We start from the raw sequence: 19,723 nt of genomic DNA, 5'->3' as shown, positions 1-19,723 counted from the left end.
ACAGGCGATGACGGAGACAGAGACGGACAGGCGCGCGGAGTTCGACGCGCCGCCCCTGCGCAGGCTGCGGTACTTCCACGGCCAGATGCTGGGTGCCCGGGACTTCCAGCGCGAACAGGACTACCACCGCGAGAAGTTGAAGCTGCGTATGCGCTGCCTGCTCGGCTACGGCGTGGTGTGCGGCCTGTTCGTGGAGCCGGGGCCACAGGACGACGACTGCCCGCCGTCCGGCGAGGCGGCCCCGGCCGAGGAGACGGAGCGCACCCGGCACAGGGCCAGGGTGAGGATCACGCCCGGACTCGCGGTGGACGCCGACGGCAACGAGGTCGTGGTCCGCGGCGGCGGTGTCGTGGACCTGTGGAAGGCGCTGCCCCCGGACGAACGCGACACCGACACGGTCTGGGTCGGCGTCCAGTACGCCGAGCGGGCGGTGGAGGCCACCCGCGCCGTCTACAACGACGCCTGCGCCGACACCTCCGACTGCGAGTTCGGCTGGACGGAGGAGTGCTGGTCGGTCCGCGTCACCGGGTGCGAACCGCCGGCGGACGAGCGCTGCGACACCTGCTGCTGCGCCCCGTGCGGGCACAAGGTGCTGTGGCTGGCCCGGATCGACTGCGTCGACTTCCGCGAGCCGGTGCCCGAGGACCGTATCCACATGAACGTCCGCCGCCCGTTCGGCCGGCACCTGCCCACGGTCATCACCGGCGTGAACTGGATCCACGGCCACACCTACACCATCGACGAGGCCAAGGCCCTGCTCGGCACCCAGCACGAGGACGGCGGGCTGCTGGTGCGGTTCTCCGCCGGTGTGCGGACCGACTCGCTCCAGCCCGGCGTGGTCGAGATCCAGGTGATCGAGGGCGGCAGCGGCCGCAACGCCTCCACCTGGTACATGGGCGGCACCTTCGCCCGGCCCGACGACGACCCGTGCGAGTTCACCGAGGAGTTCCGGTACCGGCAGACGACCCGGGAGACGTTGCAGGACGGCGACCGGGTACTGATCACCGTCCGTACGGCGTTCGTCCTCGACCGCTGCTGCCGCCCGGTCGACGGCACCCACGTCGGCGGACGCGTACCGCTGATCCACACCCACACCGACACGGCCGACCCGGCCGAGACAGCCCCCGCGCGCGGCGGCTGCGACCTCCCGCCGTCCGGCATCGGTCCGTGGACGTCCGGCACCGGCACCGGCGGGGACGTCTTCGAGAGCTGGTTCTTCGTGAAGGAGCGCTGATCATGCGAACAGACTGCGGATGCGGCTGCGGTGGCGACGCCACCCGCACCTCCGCCTTCGTGCGTCCTCGCTTCTTCGCAGGCCAACTGCTGACCGAGGACGACCTCAGCCTGCTGCTCGACTACCTGACGGCCAAGAACAGACTCCACAACCGCTCCCTGTCCGGGCCGGGCGTGGTCTGCGGACTCGGCGTCAGCTGCGACCCCTGCGGCGGAGGCACCGTGGTGGTGCACCCTGGGCACGCGTTCGACTGCGCGGGCAACGACATCGTGCTGTCCTGCGCCGAACGGGTCGACGTACGGGCCCTGGTGCAGGAGCGACGCGTCGGCGCCCTCGGCGTGGACTGCCAGGAGCCCTGCGACGACGACGGCACACGCCGCTACGGCCTCTTCGTGAGCTACCGGGAGCTCCCCGTCGAGCCGGTCGCGCCCTACGCCACGGAGGAACCTTGCCCCGCCACGGGCTGCGTGCCCTCCCGGGTCCAGGAGGGCTACCGGTTCCTCGTCAAGTGCGGCGACTTCGAGGACCACCGCCACAACCCCGGCACCCAACTGCTGGCGGCCCTCGGCGATCTGGGCCGGGCCGACCAGGCCCGCGGCCGCGACCAGCGGCTCGGTCTCTACCTCGACGCCCTGTTCGCCGCGTCCCTCGGCACGGGCCGGACCTTCCGCTTCGACGCCGCCGACGCCAAGCGCTACTCGGCCGGACTCGCCTGGCTGGAGCAGAACTCGGACGGCGAGGGACCGCTGCCCGCGTCCACGGCCCGCGAGATGACCGAGCAGGTCCGTGCGCTGGCGAGCGCCGTCGCCCGGTTCGACACCTACGATCCGGCCGGGCAGGAGCAGCTCACCGGGGAGTACCCGGACCTCGCGTCGGTGCCGGTGGCCCGCCGCGTACTGGGCTCGGCCTGCGACCGGCTGAGCGACACCGACTTGGAAGCGGCCTGGCCGGACCCGCTGCACCGCACCATCGCCGGCGCGGTGGTCACCGAGACCGCGGCACGGGTCGTACCCGGACAAGGCGACCCGGACGCGCCGCTGGAAGTACGCCTGGTCGCCCAGGGCACACCGCTCAGCCACGCCCTTCAGGCCGAGTTCCGCGTCGACCTCGCCCTGATCCGGGAGTGGCTCCTCGGCCGCCTGGAGCAGAGCGCCGGCCTCGCCGACTGCGCGTTGCGCACGGAGGTCGCCGCCGTCGACGTACCGTCGCTGCTGCCGCCCCCGCCCGACCGGAGCACGGAACGGACGACCATCGCCGACCTCCAGCAGATCGCGGAGGCGGCCGCGGCCCTGACCACGGCGGTGCGCAGGTTCGTCACCGACGCGGCGTGCGCCACGCTGAACCCGCCGTGCGGCGACTGTGCCGACACCGACGTGCTGCTCGCGTACGTGGAGCTGGACGGCTGTGACGTCGTACGCGTCTGCTCCGCCACCAGGGAACAGGTGCTGCCGGGCGGATCGGCCTACGGCGAGTGGCTGCCCAAGCTCTACCGGCTGCGGGAACTGGCCGAGCGGATCTGCTGCCGGCCCCTGCCGCGGTACCGCAGGCCGGAGCTTCCGACCGAGGGGCCCGTCCCGCGCCCGTACGCCGACGGGCTGCTCGGCGACTGGCCGCGCACCGGCGACCTGGAGGAGATGCTGTCCCTGCTGCTCACCCCGGCACCCGGGGAGACACCTCCCAAGGCCCTGCACGAGCAGGTCTACACGACCCCCAGCGAAGTGACCGACAGCATGCAGGAGCTGTCCATGCTCAGAACCCAAGTGGCCGATCTGACCGCGGCGTTGGAGGGCCTGCGGGCACAACTGGGCGGAGCGCAGGAACAGGTGAGCCGGATGGCGGACCAGCTGCCGGAGCGGCTCGGACCGCGTCTGGAGCAGTTGGAGGAGGGACCGGGGGCCGCGGACCCCGAGTCCCCCGAGCCCACCGACCCAGCGAAGCCCCCGGTGAAGCGGACCCGTCCCGCCCGTTCCCGGAAGCCCGGTGAGACGCCATGACGGGCCCGATGCGTCCCGCCTTCCACGAGGGCCAGGTACTGGCCGCCGCGGACCTGTCGGCCACGGTGGAGTACGCGCGCGGCGTCTCCGCGCGGCACGCGCGGCACCTGCACGACTGGGGCGTCGCCGAAGGGCTCGCCCTCGTCACCGAGCCCCGTACCGACCCGCTGACCAACGCCCGTTACGTCGAGGTGAGCGTGTCGGCGGGGTTCGCCGTCGACGGGACCGGCCGCGAGATCGTCCTCACCGATCCGGTCGTGCTGCGCGAGAGCGACTTCGAGGAGATCAACGGCGCGGACCAGAAGACGTCCGAGCCCTATCCGGTGTTCCTCGCCACGGCCGACCGCGAACCGGCCGCGTCCCCGCAGCCGGACTCGTGCGCGGGCAGCACCGCCAGGACCCGGGTGGAGGAGTCGTACCAGATCATCTTCGGGCGGCTCGGCGACGAACGCGTGTACGCGGACCCGCAACCGCCCGCGATCGGCGCGGCACCGGCCGACCCGCCAGTCCTCTGGCACATCCTGCTGGGGTACGTCCGATGGACCGACGGGCACTTCACCGGCGCCGAGACCACGGCGCGCGGAGTCCCGGTGCGGTACTCCGGGGTGCGCGCGGACACCGTGTCCGCCCAGTCCGGCTCGCTGACCCTGCGCACGGCCCCGGCGACCCAGGAGGGCAAGCCGGCCATCGTGCTGTCCGGCGGCGACAAGCCCAGCCTGGTCTTCGGCCTCTACCGGGGCGGCGGCGCCCTCGACCCGCTGATGACCGTGGAGGCCAACGGCAACCTGCGGATCACGGGCAGCTTCAACGGCCTCCTGCCCGTCGGCAGCACCCTCGTGACCTCGGGGACGGCCACCGACGGCATGCTGCTGCCGCTGCCGTCCGGCATCACCGCGGAACAGGTCGCGGACGGCCGGGTGGTGGCACACGTCCACCTGACCCCGCGCACCCCGCCCGTCCTGGCGGAGTCGACCCTGTACAGCCCGGTGGAGGCGACGGTGGACGAAAACCTGCGGGTGAGGTGCCGGGCCCGTCTGTACGACCCCGTGGCGGCCCCGGGCCAGGTCGTCGAACGGCCCGGCGCGGTGGACTTCCTCGTCGTGGCGACGGTCGCGGCAACGAACGGCGGTGGCTGACCATGGCTCTTTCCGTGGTGTACGCGCTCGACACCGGCCATGTCGTGGGGGCGCTGGCCCTGACCGGCGGGACCGCCCCCGTCGATCCGGCGGCGCTCGTCGGGCGCGCCCTGCCCGTGCGGGTCTCCCTCGGCGCGCACGGCACGGCGACCCTTCCGCTCGACGCCCGGAACCTCGCCGTGGCCGCCGTGGACGACGAACCCGGCGTGCTGGCCGAGCCGTTGGCCTACGGCGTCGACCGCGGGTCCGACGGCAAGCCCAAGCCGACGCTGCTGCACCTGCCGTCATGGACCAGCGGCGGCCTCGTCCTCGCGAAGGACGTCCTCAAGGTCACCGTCCCCCATGCCCCCACCAGCACGGTCAAAGTGGTCGCGCTCATCTCCGGCGCCCAGGACACCCATGTGCTCGCCGGGGAGATCCCCGCCCAGCAGACCGAGCTGAAGCTGTCGGTCGACCTCGCCGCGGCGGCCTCGTACGGCGTGCTGGTGCTGGTGGCCGGCTGGGCGGGCCTCCTGGAGAGGAAGGACGTGCCGTGACCGCGCCCGCCGTCGGATCCACCGGGGAGATCACGGTGCACCGGTGCACCGTGACGGTGGTCCGGCGCGGCGGCTGGAGCTGGGGACCCGATCCCCGCGCCCTGGTCCGCCGGGCCGTCGACGCCGTCCCGCAGGCGCTCGAGGAGCACTTCGCCGAGCACCTCGCGGGCGACGGCCCGGACGTGGAGATCACCGAGCCGGTGATCGTCGTCGTCCGGCCGGGCGGGTCCGGCGGGTCCGGTGGGCCCGGTCGGTCCAGCCGGTCCGGTCGTGACCAGATGTCCTTCGACGTCCATGTCGTACCGGCGTCCGTGGTGGAGGTCCCCGCCGATGCGCCGGACGCCGAACCCGAGTCGTTCGAGGAGTTCTTCGCGACGGAACGCACGCCGTGGTCCGCGCCCGGCACCGGCGCGCTCTTCACCGAGCTCGCCGAGCGGAACGAACTGGACGCGCTCCTCGGACTGCTCCCGGACGACTCACTGCGTGTCTTCCTGCGCGCGCTGCTCGACGCCGGCGACCCGTCGGCCGGACAGCTGTCCGCCGAACTCGCGCGGCGCGCCGCCCTGCGGACCGGACCGGACGGGGCACTGCCCGAGCCGCTGCGCGGGAGCCCGCCGGACGCGGACCTGCCCCGGCCCCGCACGCGGTACACCGCCTCGGCGGCCCACGAGAACGCCGTACCCCCTCCGGCGGCGGGCGGCTCGGCCGTACCCCGTACGACCGGGCGTGAGGCACAGGTGTGCTCCGCGCTGCCCTTCCTGCTCGCCGGGCCGTTGGCCCGGATCGGCTATCTGGACGCGATCGGCCCCGCCCTGGCAGGCGTCGAACTCGCCGACGACGCACCGATGTTCGCGGCGGCGCTCGCGTACAAGGTGCTGGGCCCGACCGCACGCGGCTGGCGCCGCGACAGGCAGGACGGCGAGGCCGCGGCGGTCTTCGCCGGTCTCGAACCGCCCCTGCCCGAGGAACGGCTCACCGCCTTCGCCGACCGCGTGCGCCCCGCGCTCCCGCTCCTCGACGGCGTCCTGGCGCTCGCGGTGTGCCGGGGACACGACCCCGCCGACCCGCTCCTGCTCACCGGCGCGGACAGCGGGCTGCTCCTCGTCGACGCCCAGGGCATGTTCCCCGTCGCCTGGGCCGGGGACACCGCCCGGCTGCTGCCGCACTGGCAGGCCTGCGGAAGACCGCCCGTACTGATCTGCGACGGCCCTCTCCCGCCCGGCACCCTGAGCGAACTCGCCGCCGCGGACGTGCCGTTCATGACCGCCGTACGACCGCTGCGCGGCGACCCGGCGACCCGGCTGCCCTGGCGCACCCCGCTGTGGACGGCGGCGGAGGGGCGCCCCGACCCACGGCTCGCCGCCGCCCTGCCCGGCCACGCGGCGCGCCTCGCGGACCTGGTCACCGCCCTGACCGAAGAACGCAGGGCGGTACCGCTCGCAACCCACGGCGACCTGGAGCGCACCGTGACCCTCGCCGCGGCCCTCGGCCTGTCCACGATCGCCTGGACACTCTGGCGCGAGCGCGAGACACCGGATCCGCTGCTCGCCCTGAGCCGGTTCGCCGACCTGGAGGCCATCGTCCGGTTCGAGACCGACGCCGTACGGGTGCGCGTCCCGCTGGGGCGCCGCCACGCCGACCTGCTGCGCGGCGGACTGCTCGCCGACGTCCCCGACGTGGTCTGGCTGCGGGGCCGGACCCTGACCTTCTCGGGCGGGTGAGCGGCATGGGCGAACCCGCCGTCGAGCACCTGCGGATGCGGCTGGCCGGCCTGCACGCCGCGCTGCGCGCCGCCGTCGACCGGCAGGCGCGGATCGCCGCCAGGCTGACCCGGCCGGACCTCACACCGTACTGCGTGACCGACGAACAGGTCGGCGTCCTCCTCGACGAGGTGCACGGCTTCACCGAGGCGATGACACAGCCGTGCGACCCCACCCGCCCGGAGCCCGAAGCCGAACAGCTGCTCAGGCGGCGCGCCTCCGCCGACGGCGGCACCCTGCCGCTGGACGCGCTCGCCGCCCGGTTCACCCTGAGCCGCGCCGAACAGGACGCCCTGCTCCTCGTCGCCGCGCCCGAACTGGACCGCGGATACGAGCGGATCTACGCCTACATCGTCGACAACCTGAACCGACGGCTGCCGAGCGTGGAACTGCTGGTCACGGTGTGCGCGGGGACGGAAGGGGCCGAGCCGGGCGCGGCGAGCCGGCTCGCCCTGCGCCGCGGCCTCGGACCGGCCGGGCCGCTGCGCCGGTACGGGCTGCTTCGCCCGCACGGCGAGGCCCCGGTCGACCTCGCCCAGGAACTCGTCCTCGGCCCGGGCGTCCTGGACTTCCTGCTCGGCTGGGGCGGAGACGTCGGCCTGCTCGGCCACGACCCCGGCGAGGTCGCGGAGCCGGAGCCACGCGTCCCCGCCCCGCACCTGTCCTGCGACCACCTCGGTCGGCTCGGCGGCGCGCTCGGCTCCGGCGGCATCGACCTCGCCGGGCTGTGGGGATGCCCGCCGGACGCCCAGCTCGACGCCGTACAGGCACTGGCCCGCGCCGCCGGGGCACCGCTGCGGCGGCTGACCGCCGACCCCGCCGCCGACCTGCGGACGGCCGCCGCACTGGGCGCGGTGCTGTGGATCCCCACCGACGACCTGCACGGCGAGCCGCACGGGCAGCAGGCCGAGGCGGTGTCCGCGGTCCTGCTGCGCTCCCGTGTGCCGGTCTGCCTGACCGGCCTCAAACCCTGGCGCCCGGCGGGCCTGCTCGCCGCCCGCGTGTACGCCGAACTCACCGTCCCCGCACCCGGGTTGCGAGACCGGCGGGCGATGTGGTCCGCCGCGCTCCCCGACCTGGAAGGCCCCCTGCTGGAGGACCTCGCCGTCCGGTACCGGATGAGCGGTGGCGAACTGCGCGCCGTGGCATCCGTCGCCGGTGCCGGGGCACGCCTGGCCGGCAACGGCCGCCCCGAACCGGTCTCCAGCCACGTCGAACCCGCCATCGCGACCGTCACCCGGGGACGCAGCGGCAGCTCCGTCCACTCCATCCTGCCCCGGCGCACCGTCGAGGACCTGGTCCTGCCCGACGTGCAGCTGGGCCAGATCCTGGAGATCGCCTCCGCGTTCCGCGCCTGGCCCCGGATCGCCGAGAGCTGGGGCTTCGCCCGGCGCGCGGCACACGGCGGGGTCAAGGCGCTCTTCACCGGCGAACCCGGCACCGGAAAGACGCTGTCCGCCGAGATCGTCACCGGCATGCTCGGCCTGGAACTGCTGAAGGTGGACCTCGCCCAGGTCGTCTCCAAGTGGGTGGGGGAGACGGAGAAGAACATGGAAGCGGCGTTCCGGCAGGCCGAGGAGAGCCACGCGGTGCTCCTCTTCGACGAGGCCGACTCCCTCTTCGGCAAGCGCGGCGAGGTGAAGCACGGCACCGACCGCTACGCCAACCTCGAGGTCGGCTACCTCCTGCAACGCCTCGAGGCCAGCGACGGCCTGGTGATCCTCACCAGCAACCTCAAGGACAACATCGACCCCGCGTTCACCCGGCGCTTCCACTTCGTCGTCCACTTCCCCCGCCCGGCCGCCCCGGAGCGCCGTCGCCTCTGGCGCCTCGCCTTCCCCCCGGAAGCCCCGCTCGCCCAGGACGTCGACCTGGACGTCCTGGCCCGTCTCGACATGACGGGCGCCGGCATCACGGCGGCGGCCCGCACGGCCGCGCTGGCCGCCGCCGACGGCGACAGTCCCACGATCGGCATGCGCCACGTCGTACGGGGTGCGGCCCGCCAGTTCCAACGCGAGGCACGCCTGCTCCGCCCGGCCGAACTCGGCCCGCACGCCCATCTGCTCGACGACGGATCCCAGGGGTGACACCGATGCTGCCGACCGAACCACCGCTCTCCCTGCACCGCCTGGTGGCGCCGGTACCGCCGGCCCGTACCCAGGAGGTGGCGACCGCCACCCGTCAGGGCGGTCCGGTGACCGTGGTACCCGTGCCCGTGCCCGTGAGCAACGCGACGATGGCTCAGGCAGCGCACCATCCGGTGCCGGTGGGGCACGTGATCCTGCCGGGGCATGACCAAACGGGCAATGCGGCGGTGGCCACGGCGGCGCTCAGGGCGGCGTCGGCGGCTTTGCGCCGCGGCTGACATCAACCGGCCTGCCGAGCGGCGTCAGGGCCGGTGTCACGTGTCGTAGGCGGGGAACAGCCCCGGGATCCCGGACGGGTCGCGGTCGAGGGCCGCTTCGAGCTCATCCGGCTCGATCTCTAGGTGGTCGGCGTCCGGGTACGCGGTGTGTTCCAGTCCGGGCCGGCACAGCCAGTAGCCCTCGTCGTCGTGGTAGTAGTCGAACGGAAGACCACTGGCGTGGAGCCGGCGAGTGAGCCGCCATTCCCGCTCGCCGGACACGCGCAGTTGCGGCTGCCGTTCGCGGAGCACGGGCAGCACCTCGTGGTAAGCGTGGTCCGACAGCGGATTGCCCGTCAGGTCCAGCTCCCGGAAGGGGCGCTCGTCCGAGGCCAGCACGTCGATCTCCGTGATCGCGTTGTTCCGCGCCCTCAGCCTCCGCAGCTTGGGCAACTCCCCGACAACCGCCAGATCGGACACCGCGCTCACCTTGACCTCCAGCACGGTGACCGGCAGCCCGGCCAGTGGTGTCAGATCGCGGCCGCCGTAGGCGATCAGGCGCACCACTCGCAGCCCGGTGAGCCGTGCAAGGTCGCTGATGTCGGTCGCCCCCAGCACGGCCAGCCCTTCCACGGCGGCCAGATCCTGTCGGGTGAACGGCGGATCCCGCTGAAGCTGGAGTTGGATCGCCCGCTCGATGGCCGGGTCGAGGGTGGTCACCGGGTCAGATCTCCTTGCTGACGGCGTTCTCGGCGTTGTCGAAGTCATCATTGATGAGGTCGAAGTTGGTCTGCTGCAACTCGCTCAGTTCTCGTACCGTCATGGAGACCAAGCCGCCGGACGTCATCACGAGGGCGTCGACCCGCGTGGTCAGGAACTGCTGCTGAGAGTGCCCGAGTTGGCCGTCCCACATGATGGTCGGCAGCTTCGCGCGCAGTTCCGCCACGTACCCCAGCGCTGTCCCGCTCCACCGGTCGAAGACACCGCGTAGGCGGTTGTGGAACTTGTCCTGGTTCTTGGTGAGCGTGAACTTGTACTTGGTCTTCCCCTCCTTCTGATAGGACTCCCAGAATACGCCGGAATGTCCCTGCGGCGTGGCGCCGACGAGTTCCCAGATGACGTACCGGGTCGGTGACCGCAGCGCGTGGTGCAGCACGACCCACCGCAGCGCCTCGACCATCTTCGACCGCTGGGTCATCGCCCGCCGCAGCACGTTGGGGATGTAGTCGGTGGGAATCCATTCGTGCTTCCCCTGGTCCGCGCCGCGGAACCGGTCCATCAGGAAGTCCTTCGACGGAGGGTCGTGGTCCCACAGCTGGAAAACCTTCTTCTCCCACGGCCCTCCCGCGACCTCGACCACGTTCTTGAAGAACGGGACGATGCCGCCGGCCGTCTCCACGGCGGCCTTGAGGTCGGCGTCGGCGCCGGCCCCGGCGCCGGGGATCGGAGCGAACTCGCCCCATTTCCTGATGTTGTGGAATTTCAACTCGGTCAGCTGGGTGTTCACGTCGGCGGGATGGCCGGCCCGAGGCTTGCGGAGCTCGGCGAGAGCGGCCGCGCCCAAGATGCTCAGCAGGCGGGTACGGATCGCCGGAAGCCCGAACGCGTGCTCGTAGAACGCCTCGGAGGTGGCGCCGCCCGTACGTTTCTTGGCGTGGAAGTAAGGCAGGAGGCGGCGGTGGGTACCGGGGTCCTCCAGTACCACCATGCCGTCGGCCGGCATCTTCTCGCCGGGCAGCGCCGGCTCGTCCCAGAGCAGTTGGCCGCCGACCGCCTTGCCCTGGAGGTCCTTGCTCCACCGCTCCCGGGCCTCGCGGGCGAACCGGTCACCCAGGGGCGGCAGGTGCTTGGCGATCTCCTTGACGAAGTCGTCGTCCTGCTGGGTGAGCGGTCCGGCCGGGATGTCGAGGTCGACCTCGCCGACCGGGTTCACCGTGCCGCGGGCGTGCCAACGGCCGTCCCTGAGCAGCGGCTCCAGCGATGTCAGGCCGTAGCGCACGCGGATGACCTTGAAGACGGCCCGCAGTGCCGTCTGGCTGACGCGGCCGCCGCCCTTCACCCGTCGCGCCGCGGACTGCGCCGCGGCCAGCGCCTTGTCCAGGCGCTTCCGCAGGCCCGCCGGGGTGTCGTCGCCGCCGCGCAGCCATTCCTTGGCTCTGGCCGCCATGGAAGTGCGGGGTTTGTTCGCTCCGGTCTTCTTCCTGCTCAGTGAGGCCTTGAGCTTGGCCCAGAGCTTCTTCACCAGCCCCACGATCTTGTCGATCACCCAGTCCACGGCCCGGTTCACCGGCTTGGAGAGGGCCTGGACGATCTGTTTGACCTTGGCGGCGATGCCGCCGAGGCCCAGGAGTGAGGCGAGGAAGCCGAGCAGGACGGGGACGGAGCGGGCGAGGGCGCGTTCGATGAGGGACGGTACGCCGCCGCTGCCGCCCTGGGCGATGGCGATGACCGCGTCGAGGACGGCGCCCACGAACTCGAAGATCTGCCGGGCCTGGGTCACCACGAAACGCACGACGTCGATGATCAGCTTCACCGCGCGGACGAACGCGGACGCGGGGTTGAGCAGCGAGAGCACCCACATGATCCCGGCCTCGACGACCGTGGGCGTGACGTAGGCGATGACCTTGTCCAGCAGCTCCTTCTTCAGATCCCCGACACGGGTCTTGAGGTCCTCCCACATTCCGGCGACGCCCCGCTTGCGGACCTCCGCGACCAGCGGCAGCGCGGTCTCCGCCGCCGCGATCGCCGGCTCCATCTTCGGGACCTTGCGGACGATCCGGCCGCGGATGTTCTGCCAGGTGAGCCCGAGCAGCGAGGCGAGCATCTGCACGACGCCCTGGGCGTCGAACTTCGCGGGGAGTTCGAGTCCCGCCTCGCTCGCCTTGCCCAGCAGCCAGGACATGATGCCCTGTTGCAGGTGCCGGCCGATGTTCCGCAGGAACTGCCTGAGCCCCGCGCCGACAGCCGTCACCAGGTTGCGCAGGAAGCCGATCGGGTCCTTGAGGATCAGCATCACGGCTTGCGCGGCCTTGGCCAGGACCGCCAGCAGCAGGTTCTTGAGCTCCATGATCGTGTCGATCACGGCCTTGACCGCGTCCACGGCCTTGGCCACGAGCCCCTTGTTCTTCTCCTTCTCCGTGGCGATCTCGTCGTCGACGGACTTGAGCGCGTCGGTGTACTTCGTGGCCAGCGTGTCGACGAGCTGGGTGCCCTTGTCGTCCACGGACTGCGTGAGCTGGTCGAACTTGTCGGAGAACTCGGCGGCCGCCTCCCGGCCCATGGCCCTCAGGTCGGCCGGGAGCCTGTCCACCGCCGCCCGCATCTCGGACCGGCCCTGCGCGATACGCCGTTTCGCCCTGTTCAGCTCCGCGCCGATCGTGGTGGCGACGTCGGAGATGACCTGCCGCATCCGCCGGACGTAGTGGTCGCGGGCCTCTTCGAAGATCCTGTCGGCCTCGGCCGGCAGACCCGCGAACAGGTCGTGGAACCAGCGCAGTTTGCCCGCCGCGTGCGCGTAGCGGCGGTCCTTGTACTCCTCCATCTTCTGCTTGTGCTCGGCGGTGAAGGCGTCCCGCGCCTGCTTCTCGCCCCTGCCGAACTGGTCGTCGACCAGCTTGTCGAGACCGTCGAGAATGCCCTGGACGTCCTTCTGCATCGTGTCGAAGACACCTTGCAGGAGTGTCGTGACCTGAGCCCGCTTCTCCTCGTCCCGGCCCTTGGCGCCGCTCTTGCCGGTGTCGACCCGCTGTCCGGTCAGCGCCCGCTGCACGCCCATCGCGCCCATCGCCGCCGTGCCGAGCCGCCGGGCCCGCGCCGTCGCGGAGTCGAGCACCTGCTTCTCATGGCCGCGCATCCGCCCGGGGGCCACCTCGGAGTGGCGTTCGGCGGCCTTCTTCTCACCCAGCGCCTGGTTGAACGTGGGCTCGTTGGACCGCTGCAACTGCGCCTCGGTGACCTGCGCGTCCGCCATCCGCTGGTTGACCTCGGCCGGACCGGCGGACAGATCGGTGGCCGCCGGCGGCAGCCGGTCCGGCACGGCGTTCGCCGCGTCCGGAGCGCCGGGGGGCGAGGGCGGCCGGTCCGCGGTCATCGGTACGACCTGTTTGGGCACGGCCGCGGCGGTGTCCGGTGGTGCGGCGGTTGTCGTCGCGATCTGCTGCGCCGACTCCGCCTTGCCCTCACCGACCTTGCCGTGCACCTCCGCGCGGACCTCCTCGGCCTTGCCGGAGCCGGCGAACTTGTCCGCCTCGTCGAGGTTCTTGGGCGCCTTGTCGGCGATCGCCTTCTCGACCGCCCTGATGAACGCCTCCTTGTCGAACTCCTTGGGCCGGGCCTCGTTCATCTTCTCCGCGTTGGCGGTCTTGCCCTGCGCCTCCGCGTCGTCCTTCGGCGGACGGGCGGCGTTCTGGGCCGCCGTCGCCTCGGTCCGTGGCGGCGGGTGCGAGGCGGCCAGCGCCCGCTTCTTGTGCCCCACGTCCTTCTTCAGGTGCGCGAACTTCGGATCCGCGTCCGGACCGGGCCGTGCCCGCGCGGTCTGCGCGCCACCGGCCGCGGCGGGGGCCGGCGTCGCGTTCGCGGGTGCCGGGGCCACCGGTCCTGCGGGGCCGCTCCGAGCCTGGCCGGCCGCCGCGACGGCGCCGTTGCCGAACATGTCCTGCGCGGCGGACGCCGGCCGCCCCGGGAGGGGCGGGCTCGCCGGGACGGGCGGGCTCGCCGACGGTACGCGTCGGCTCGCGAGGAGGGCCGTCACCGCCGCGTTGGACGACTGCGGCTGGGCGCCCGTGCGGCCGGGTGCCTCCGGCCGTTGCGTCGCCGCCGTTCCGGCCGTCGTCGTCGACACCGTCGGCCGCAGTGCGAGAGCCTTCGGTGCTGGCATCGGACGCGATCCCTCCCACGGCACGTCGGTGGCGACGGGAACCCGGTGCCCGGGAACACCCTGACGCAGGGTGTCAGCACGGCCGTGACGAGACCGTCACCCCCGTGTCACCCGGTCCTGGCGCGTGTGGAAGCCGGCGATGCGTTCCCACATGGCCACCGGATGCGAGTACATCGGCCAGTGCCCGCTGTGCGGGATCTCCGCGAGCTCGACCCCGTTGCCGCGCAGCTTCGGCAGGTAGGACAGGGAGGAGTTCTCCTCGCCGTACATGAACATGCGCGGGCAGGGCAGCGCGAGGAACTTCGCCATCAGCTCGCCGTGGTCGGACAGGCCGACCATGGACTCGAAGATGCCGCGCACGGCACCGCCGCGCACCTTGTGGCGCAGGCCCGCCGCGTAGAGCGCGCCGGCCGGTGACGGGGAGCGGCGGACCCGCTCGGTGAAGTCCGCGAGGAAGGTCTCGTCGTCGCCGGCCGGGCAGGTGAGGATCTGCCGGCTCAGGAAGCAGTCCTCCGGGGCGAGGTTGCCCTCGATGTCGACGAAGCTCAGTACGCGGTCGGGTTCCCGGTACGCCGGCAGCAGCGCGGTCAGGCCGCCCATGGAGTGCCCGACGAGGTGGAAGCGTGTGATGCCGGCCCGTTCGAGCATCGCCCGCGCCGTGCTGACGAGGAACGGGACCGAGACCTTCGACAGGTCGTCGCACACGGTCTCACCGCAGCCCGGCGCGTCGTAGGCGAGGAACGGGCGCCCGGTGAACGCGGCCTGGTGCTGAACAGCGGGTAGCCGTGCTCCAGGGACGCGGAGACGTCCCGGCAGACGCCGTCGACGACGGTCCCGGCGATGCCCCGGGCCGCCGCCGTACCGGTCATGATGCCGCCCCACACGGTGACGTCGGTGCGGCCCCCGTTGTCGATGACGATCACGGCGCCGGGCGGTACGTCGTCGAGGAAGTCACCGACCGTGCCCCGGGCGTTGTCGCCGACGGGTTCGTAGCGCACGGTGAACGCCGGGCCGACCGCGCGGAATCCGTCGGACAGCGGGGAGAGACCGTGCAGCGCGCCGTCGATGCCGGCCCGGTCGAGGGCGTCCGAGACGGCCGCGGTGGGCAGCGCGCGCAGCCTGGCGATCGGATCGCCGCCGTCGGGCCGTGTCACTTCTCCTCCGTTCCGGCCAGGCGCGCGTCCCGCATCGCCCGCGGCAGCGGCACCCCGGCCCGCACCTCCGCCTCGATGGCCGCTTCCCGGCCGGCCAGGCCCCGCGCGGCCTCGAGCACGTCGGCGGCTCGCCCGCGGGGCACGACCACGACCCCGCCCTCGTCCGCCGGCACCAGGTCGCCCGGGTGCACGGCCACGTTCCCGAGCGCGACCGGACCGCCGTACGACTTCTGCCGCAGGCGACCCCGGGCCGTCACCGGCACCTGGGCGCGGGCGAACACCGGAAACCCCAGTTCGCGGGCCTGCCTCACGTCCCGGCAGGCGCCGTCGGTGATCACACCCCGGATCGAGCGCATGCTCGCGCCGACGCTGACGACGCCGCCCCAGGAGGACACGTCCGTACGGCCGCCGTGGCCACCACCATGACGTTCTCGGGACCCGCCTCGGCGATCGCGTCCGTGAGGATGTGGGAGCCGCCGTGCTCCCCGGTCAGCGGTTCCAGTTCGACGGTCGCCGCGTATCCGGCCACCCTCGGCGTGCCCCACATCGGCCGGAGGCCACCCTGGCCGGGCGGAAGCCCGCACGCGTCGAGGGCGTCGGACACGGTGGCGGTGTCCAGCGCCGCGAACCGGTCCGGCAAGGTTGCGTCTGCTGTCATGCCCTCCACTCAAACAACACCGGCTCATATAGTGAGGGTCTGATTCCCTCTTCCTCTCATATGCGGAGCGACTGACCATGGACTTCACCGTCGAGACCGCCACCGACGCGGTCGCGGAGAGCTTCCGGGGAACCGAGGACCGGCGGCTACGGGCGGTACTGGAGAGCCTGACCCGCCATCTGCACTCCTTCGTCCGCGAGACAGAGCCCACGACCCAGGAGTGGGAGGCCGCGATCGGCTTCCTCACCGCGGTGGGCCACAAGTGCGACGACACCCGGCAGGAGTTCGTCCTGCTCTCCGACGTCCTGGGCGTCTCCACGCTGGTCGAGACCATCAACGGGGCCGAGGGCGGCACCGAGAACACCGTCCTCGGCCCCTTCCACATGACCGACTCCCCGCGCCGTGCGCTCGGCGACTCCATCGACCTGCTCGCCACCGGCCGCCCCTGTGTGGTCTCCGGCCAGGTCCTCGATGCCGACGGCACACCCCTGCCGGCCGCCGAGATCGACGTATGGCAGTGCGACGAAGAGGGCTTCTACGACGTGCAGCAGCCCGGCGTACAGCCTCCCGGCAACGGACGCGGGCTGTTCCGCACCGACGACGAGGGCGGCTACCGGTTCCGCACCGTCGTCCCCTCCCACTACCCCATCCCCACCGACGGCCCCGTGGGCAGACTGCTGGAAGCCACCGGCCGGCACCCCTACCGGCCCGCCCACATCCACTTCATCGCGAGCGCCGACGGCCACCGGACGGTCACCACCCACGCGTTCGTCGCGGGCAGCCCCTACCTGGACTCCGACGCCGTCTTCGCGGTCAAGCGGGGCCTGATCACCGACTTCACCGAGTCCGACGACGAGCGGGAAGCCGAACGCCTCGGCGTGTCCGCTCCCTTCACACACGCCAGGTTCGACATCGTGCTGGCCCCGGAACCCGAGGTGACGCCATGACCGCGGGCCCGGCCTCCTTCACCTACGAAGCCCTGCCCATGCGCGTCGTCTTCGGCGCCGGCAGTCTGCGCCGACTGCCCCAGGAAGCCGAGCGGTCGGGGCTGCGACGGCTGCTGGTGCTGGCCACCGAGGGGCAGCGCCCGCTCGCCGAGCACGCCGCCGCGCTGCTCGGCGACGCGTGCGCCGGGCTGTTCACCGGGGCGCGGATGCACGTACCGGTGCAGGTCGCCGAGGCGGCCCGCGCCGCCGCACGCGCCGTGGACGCGGACGGCTGCCTGGCCGTCGGCGGCGGCTCCACCGTCGGTCTGGGCAAGGCCGTGGCCCTGGAGACGGGCCTGCCCGTGATCGCCGTTCCGACCACCTATGCCGGCTCGGAGATGACTCCCGTCTGGGGACTCACCGAGAACGGCCGCAAACGCACCGGCCGGGACCGGGCCGTCCTTCCGCGCAGCGTGGTCTACGACCCCGAACTCACCCTCCGCCTCCCCGTGGACGTGTCGGTGACCAGCGGGTTCAATGCCATCGCCCATGCCGTGGAAGCCCTGTACGCGCCCGACGCCTCACCGATCGTGTCCCTGATGGCCGGGGAAGCGGTGCGCTCGCTAGCCACTGCCCTGCCCGCCGTCGCCGCCGACCCCCGGGACCTGGAGGCCCGGACCACCGCGCTGCGCGGGGCCTGGCTGTGCGGGGCGTGCCTGGGCGCCACCACCATGTCCCTGCACCACAAGCTCTGTCACATCCTCGGCGGCACCTTCGACCTCCCCCACGCCGCCACCCACACGGTCCTGCTCCCGTACGTCGCCGCCTTCAACCTTCCCGCCGCACCCGACGCCGACCAAGCCCTCCGCCGGGCCCTGGCCACGGACGACGTGCCCCGGCACCTCGCCCGGCTGTCCGCCGGACTCGGCGCCCCACGCTCGCTGGCCGACCTCGGCCTCACCGAGCCCGACCTCATCGAGGTCACCGCCCAGGCACAGGCCCAGCCCTACGCCAACCCGCGACCGGTCACCGAGGACGCCCTGCGCACACTCCTCACGGACGCCCTCGCCGGAGCCCTCGCCCCCTGACTCCCGCCCGGCGGCCGCGATGTGCCGTCCTCGGGCGGGAGCGGGTCAGGAGAAGCGCGCCTGGAGTTCGGCTTCGAGGGTTTCGAGGGTGCGTCCCTTGGTCTCGGGGACGCAGAACTTGACGAAGGTGAGCGAGAGGAGCCCGGCCACCACGAAGAGGAAGAAGGTGTTGGAGATCCCGATCCCGGAGACCAGGGAGGGGAAGACCAGGCCGATCACGAAGTTGGTCAGCCACAGCACCACAGCCGCGACACCCATGCCGAAGCCGCGCATCCGCATCGGGAAGATCTCCGAGAGCATCAGCCAGGTCACCGGGGAGATCGCGCCCTGCTGGAAGGCGAGGAAGGTGACGGTCATGGCGAGCACCGCGTACGCCCGGCCGTCACCGGAGGGCAGCACCAGGGAGAACACGCCGATCAGCAACAGGGCGCAGATCGTGCCGACCTGACCCGTCATCAGCATCGGGCAACGGTCACGCCGCTGCTCAGTCGACCGGCCAGGTGTGTGCCGGGGCGTTGAGGTGCATGTAGTCGATGTACTGCTGCGTCATCCGCCGCAGGGCCTCGTGGCGGCCGGTATGGGCGGCCTCGTCGATCTGGTGGAACATCTCCTTCTGCCAGACCGCTCCGTTGCGGCCGGTGACGCACCGCTGCTCGATGACGCCCAGCAGCGGCTCCCGCCAGGCCTCGTCCATGCCGGAGTGCATCAGTCCCCGGTGCGCCAGCGGCAGCAGTCGCCGCAGGACGAGTTCGGACGCCGGGACCTCGCCCATCCCGGGCCAGTACAGGCGTGCCTCGATACCGTGCCGGGCCGCCGTGTGCAGGTTGTCCTCGGCGGCCGAGAAGGACATCCGCGACCACACCGGCCGCTCCTCCTCCACCAGGGCGCGGGTGAGCCCGTAGTAGAAGGCGCCGTTGGCGAGGGTGTCGGCGACGGTCGGGCCGGCCGGCAGTACGCGGTTCTCCACCCTCAGGTGCGGCTTGTCGTGGGCGACGGCGTAGACCGGGCGGTTCCAGCGGTAGATGGTGCCGTTGTGCAGCGTGAGCTCGGCCAGTTGGGGGATGTCGCCGCGGTCCAGCGTCTCGGTGGGGTCCTGCTCGTCGCACAGGGGCAGCAGCGCCGGGAAGTAGCGCAGATTCTCCTCGAAGAGGTCGAAGACGCTGTTGATCCACCCTTCGCCGAACCACACCCGGGGCCGTACCCCCTGCACCTTGATCTCCTGCGGGCGGGTGTCGGTGGCCTGCTCGAACAGCGGGATACGGGTCTCGTGCCACAGCTCCTTGCCGAACAGGAACGGCGCGTTGGCCGCCAGCGCGACCTGGATGCCGGCGATCGCCTGTGCCGCGTTCCAGTAGCCGGCGAACTCCTCCGGGGAGACCTGGAGGTGGAACTGGGTGCTCGTGCACGCGGCCTCGGGGGTGATCGTGTCCGCGTAGGTCCGCAGTCGGTCGGCGCCGTCCACCTCGATGAGCAGGTCCTCGCCCCGGGCCGCGAAGATCTGGTCGTTGAGGAGCCGGTAGCGCGGGTTCTCCGACAGGGCTCCTTCGCCCACGTCCGCGTGCCTGAGGGTGGGCAGGATGCCGATCATGATCAGATGCGCGCCGACCGACCTGGCGCGTTCCTCCGCATGGTTCAGCGCGGCGCGGATCTCGGACTCCCAGGAGTCGGGGCCGCCCGCCGTCAGACGGCGGGGCGGAATGTTGATCTCCAGGTTGAACCGGCCCAGCTCGGTGGCCCAGGCGGGGTCCGCGATCGCCTCCAGCACATCGATGTTGCGCATCGCCGGTTCCGCCCGGTCGTCGACCAGGTTCAGCTCGATCTCCAGCCCCACCTGGGGACGCTCGGACTCGAACCGTGACTCGCGCAGCATCTGCGCGAACGCGTCGAGGCACTCCTGCATCTTGACCCGGTACCGGCGGCGGTCCTCGCGCGTGAAGACCAGCGCCGGAACGTCCCGTCCCATCGGTCCTCCCGGCTTCCCCCTCCGCGAACACCTCTCCCCCCAGCGTCGCACCAC

At 72.3% G+C, this 19,723-nt stretch carries 16 protein-coding genes and 1 pseudogene; 9 read left to right on the top strand and 8 right to left on the bottom strand.

Going from position 1 to position 19,723, the window contains the following annotated elements; translation table 11 throughout:
- Positions 1-7 precede the first annotated feature (7 nt).
- From ABZ915_RS02530 to ABZ915_RS02500, 7 genes are read left to right on the top strand one after another with little or no spacing between them, the layout of a single operon-like run.
- The gene (locus ABZ915_RS02530) at positions 8-1,234 is read left to right on the top strand and encodes a hypothetical protein (protein ID WP_361794497.1); all 1,227 of its coding nucleotides are present in this window, start codon (positions 8-10) and stop codon (positions 1,232-1,234) included.
- A gap of 2 nt (positions 1,235-1,236) precedes the next feature.
- Positions 1,237-3,228, top strand: coding sequence for a hypothetical protein (locus ABZ915_RS02525; RefSeq protein WP_361794495.1), 1,992 nt, complete (start codon positions 1,237-1,239; stop codon positions 3,226-3,228).
- Complete coding sequence (locus ABZ915_RS02520; protein WP_361794492.1) at positions 3,225-4,364, top strand: hypothetical protein; 1,140 nt, start codon at positions 3,225-3,227, stop codon at positions 4,362-4,364. Before ABZ915_RS02525 ends, ABZ915_RS02520 begins: the two co-directional genes overlap by 4 nt.
- A 2-nt stretch (positions 4,365-4,366) precedes the next feature.
- Complete coding sequence (locus ABZ915_RS02515) at positions 4,367-4,900, top strand: hypothetical protein (protein WP_361794489.1); 534 nt, start codon at positions 4,367-4,369, stop codon at positions 4,898-4,900.
- On the top strand, positions 4,897-6,621 hold the full coding sequence (locus ABZ915_RS02510) for a hypothetical protein (protein WP_361794486.1): 1,725 nt from the start codon (positions 4,897-4,899) through the stop codon (positions 6,619-6,621). Before ABZ915_RS02515 ends, ABZ915_RS02510 begins: the two co-directional genes overlap by 4 nt.
- Positions 6,622-6,626: 5 nt before the next feature.
- Complete coding sequence (locus ABZ915_RS02505) at positions 6,627-8,747, top strand: ATP-binding protein (RefSeq protein ID WP_361794484.1); 2,121 nt, start codon at positions 6,627-6,629, stop codon at positions 8,745-8,747.
- Between the two features lie 5 nt (positions 8,748-8,752).
- Entirely contained in the window at positions 8,753-9,025 is a 273-nt protein-coding gene (locus tag ABZ915_RS02500; protein WP_361794481.1) for a hypothetical protein, read from the top strand.
- A gap of 36 nt (positions 9,026-9,061) precedes the next feature.
- On the opposite strand, the gene ABZ915_RS02495 is transcribed toward ABZ915_RS02500, so the two are convergent.
- From ABZ915_RS02495 to ABZ915_RS02470, 6 genes are all read right to left on the bottom strand, one after another.
- Positions 9,062-9,724: a hypothetical protein gene (locus ABZ915_RS02495; RefSeq protein WP_361794478.1), complete on the bottom strand. Its 663-nt coding sequence runs from the start codon at positions 9,722-9,724 to the stop codon at positions 9,062-9,064.
- 4 nt (positions 9,725-9,728) lie between these two features.
- The gene (locus ABZ915_RS02490; protein ID WP_361794475.1) at positions 9,729-13,880 is read right to left on the bottom strand and encodes an HPC2 multi-domain protein; all 4,152 of its coding nucleotides are present in this window, start codon (positions 13,878-13,880) and stop codon (positions 9,729-9,731) included.
- Positions 13,881-13,976: 96 nt separating this feature from the next.
- On the bottom strand, positions 13,977-14,585 hold the full coding sequence (locus ABZ915_RS02485; protein ID WP_361794472.1) for an alpha/beta hydrolase: 609 nt from the start codon (positions 14,583-14,585) through the stop codon (positions 13,977-13,979).
- On the bottom strand, positions 14,468-15,034 hold the full coding sequence (locus tag ABZ915_RS02480) for an RraA family protein (protein WP_361794469.1): 567 nt from the start codon (positions 15,032-15,034) through the stop codon (positions 14,468-14,470). Before ABZ915_RS02480 ends, ABZ915_RS02485 begins: the two co-directional genes overlap by 118 nt.
- Positions 15,031-15,390, bottom strand: coding sequence for a hypothetical protein (locus tag ABZ915_RS02475; protein ID WP_361794466.1), 360 nt, complete (start codon positions 15,388-15,390; stop codon positions 15,031-15,033). Before ABZ915_RS02475 ends, ABZ915_RS02480 begins: the two co-directional genes overlap by 4 nt.
- Positions 15,369-15,692: a hypothetical protein gene (locus tag ABZ915_RS02470; protein WP_361794463.1), complete on the bottom strand. Its 324-nt coding sequence runs from the start codon at positions 15,690-15,692 to the stop codon at positions 15,369-15,371. The genes ABZ915_RS02475 and ABZ915_RS02470 overlap by 22 nt, the downstream gene beginning before the upstream one ends.
- A gap of 77 nt (positions 15,693-15,769) precedes the next feature.
- On the opposite strand from ABZ915_RS02470, the gene ABZ915_RS02465 reads away from it, so the two are divergent.
- On the top strand, positions 15,770-16,639 hold the full coding sequence (locus tag ABZ915_RS02465; protein ID WP_361794460.1) for a dioxygenase: 870 nt from the start codon (positions 15,770-15,772) through the stop codon (positions 16,637-16,639).
- Positions 16,636-17,706 (top strand): maleylacetate reductase, encoded by a 1,071-nt coding sequence (locus ABZ915_RS02460; protein WP_361794457.1) that lies wholly within the window; start codon positions 16,636-16,638, stop codon positions 17,704-17,706. Before ABZ915_RS02465 ends, ABZ915_RS02460 begins: the two co-directional genes overlap by 4 nt.
- 45 nt (positions 17,707-17,751) lie before the next feature.
- Here the strand turns inward: ABZ915_RS02460 and ABZ915_RS02455 are convergent.
- Positions 17,752-18,180: pseudogene (locus ABZ915_RS02455) on the bottom strand (MFS transporter); the annotation flags it as partial.
- Between the two features lie 10 nt (positions 18,181-18,190).
- A complete protein-coding gene (locus ABZ915_RS02450) occupies positions 18,191-19,669 on the bottom strand; it encodes a glutamate--cysteine ligase (protein WP_361794454.1) in 1,479 nt (492 codons plus the stop codon).
- Between the last annotated feature and the right edge of the window lie 54 nt (positions 19,670-19,723).

This window comes from Streptomyces sp. NPDC046915 (assembly GCF_040644935.1).
In the GTDB taxonomy this organism is placed as follows: domain Bacteria; phylum Actinomycetota; class Actinomycetes; order Streptomycetales; family Streptomycetaceae; genus Streptomyces.
Note: the sequence above shows the minus strand (reverse complement) of the source record. Positions and strands in the feature narration are given on the sequence as shown.

Excerpts from the sequence above, each read along its gene's own strand:
- ABZ915_RS02530 (WP_361794497.1), top strand. The coding sequence starts at position 8 with ATGACGGAGACAGAGACGGACAGGCGCGCGGAGTTCGACGCGCCGCCC.
- ABZ915_RS02525 (WP_361794495.1), top strand. The coding sequence starts at position 1,237 with ATGCGAACAGACTGCGGATGCGGCTGCGGTGGCGACGCCACCCGCACC.
- ABZ915_RS02520 (WP_361794492.1), top strand. The coding sequence starts at position 3,225 with ATGACGGGCCCGATGCGTCCCGCCTTCCACGAGGGCCAGGTACTGGCC.
- ABZ915_RS02515 (WP_361794489.1), top strand. The coding sequence starts at position 4,367 with ATGGCTCTTTCCGTGGTGTACGCGCTCGACACCGGCCATGTCGTGGGG.
- ABZ915_RS02505 (WP_361794484.1), top strand. The coding sequence starts at position 6,627 with ATGGGCGAACCCGCCGTCGAGCACCTGCGGATGCGGCTGGCCGGCCTG.
- ABZ915_RS02500 (WP_361794481.1), top strand. The coding sequence starts at position 8,753 with ATGCTGCCGACCGAACCACCGCTCTCCCTGCACCGCCTGGTGGCGCCG.
- ABZ915_RS02490 (WP_361794475.1), bottom strand. The coding sequence starts at position 13,880 with ATGCCAGCACCGAAGGCTCTCGCACTGCGGCCGACGGTGTCGACGACG.
- ABZ915_RS02475 (WP_361794466.1), bottom strand. The coding sequence starts at position 15,390 with ATGCGCTCGATCCGGGGTGTGATCACCGACGGCGCCTGCCGGGACGTG.
- ABZ915_RS02470 (WP_361794463.1), bottom strand. The coding sequence starts at position 15,692 with ATGACAGCAGACGCAACCTTGCCGGACCGGTTCGCGGCGCTGGACACC.
- ABZ915_RS02465 (WP_361794460.1), top strand. The coding sequence starts at position 15,770 with ATGGACTTCACCGTCGAGACCGCCACCGACGCGGTCGCGGAGAGCTTC.
- ABZ915_RS02460 (WP_361794457.1), top strand. The coding sequence starts at position 16,636 with ATGACCGCGGGCCCGGCCTCCTTCACCTACGAAGCCCTGCCCATGCGC.
- ABZ915_RS02450 (WP_361794454.1), bottom strand. The coding sequence starts at position 19,669 with ATGGGACGGGACGTTCCGGCGCTGGTCTTCACGCGCGAGGACCGCCGC.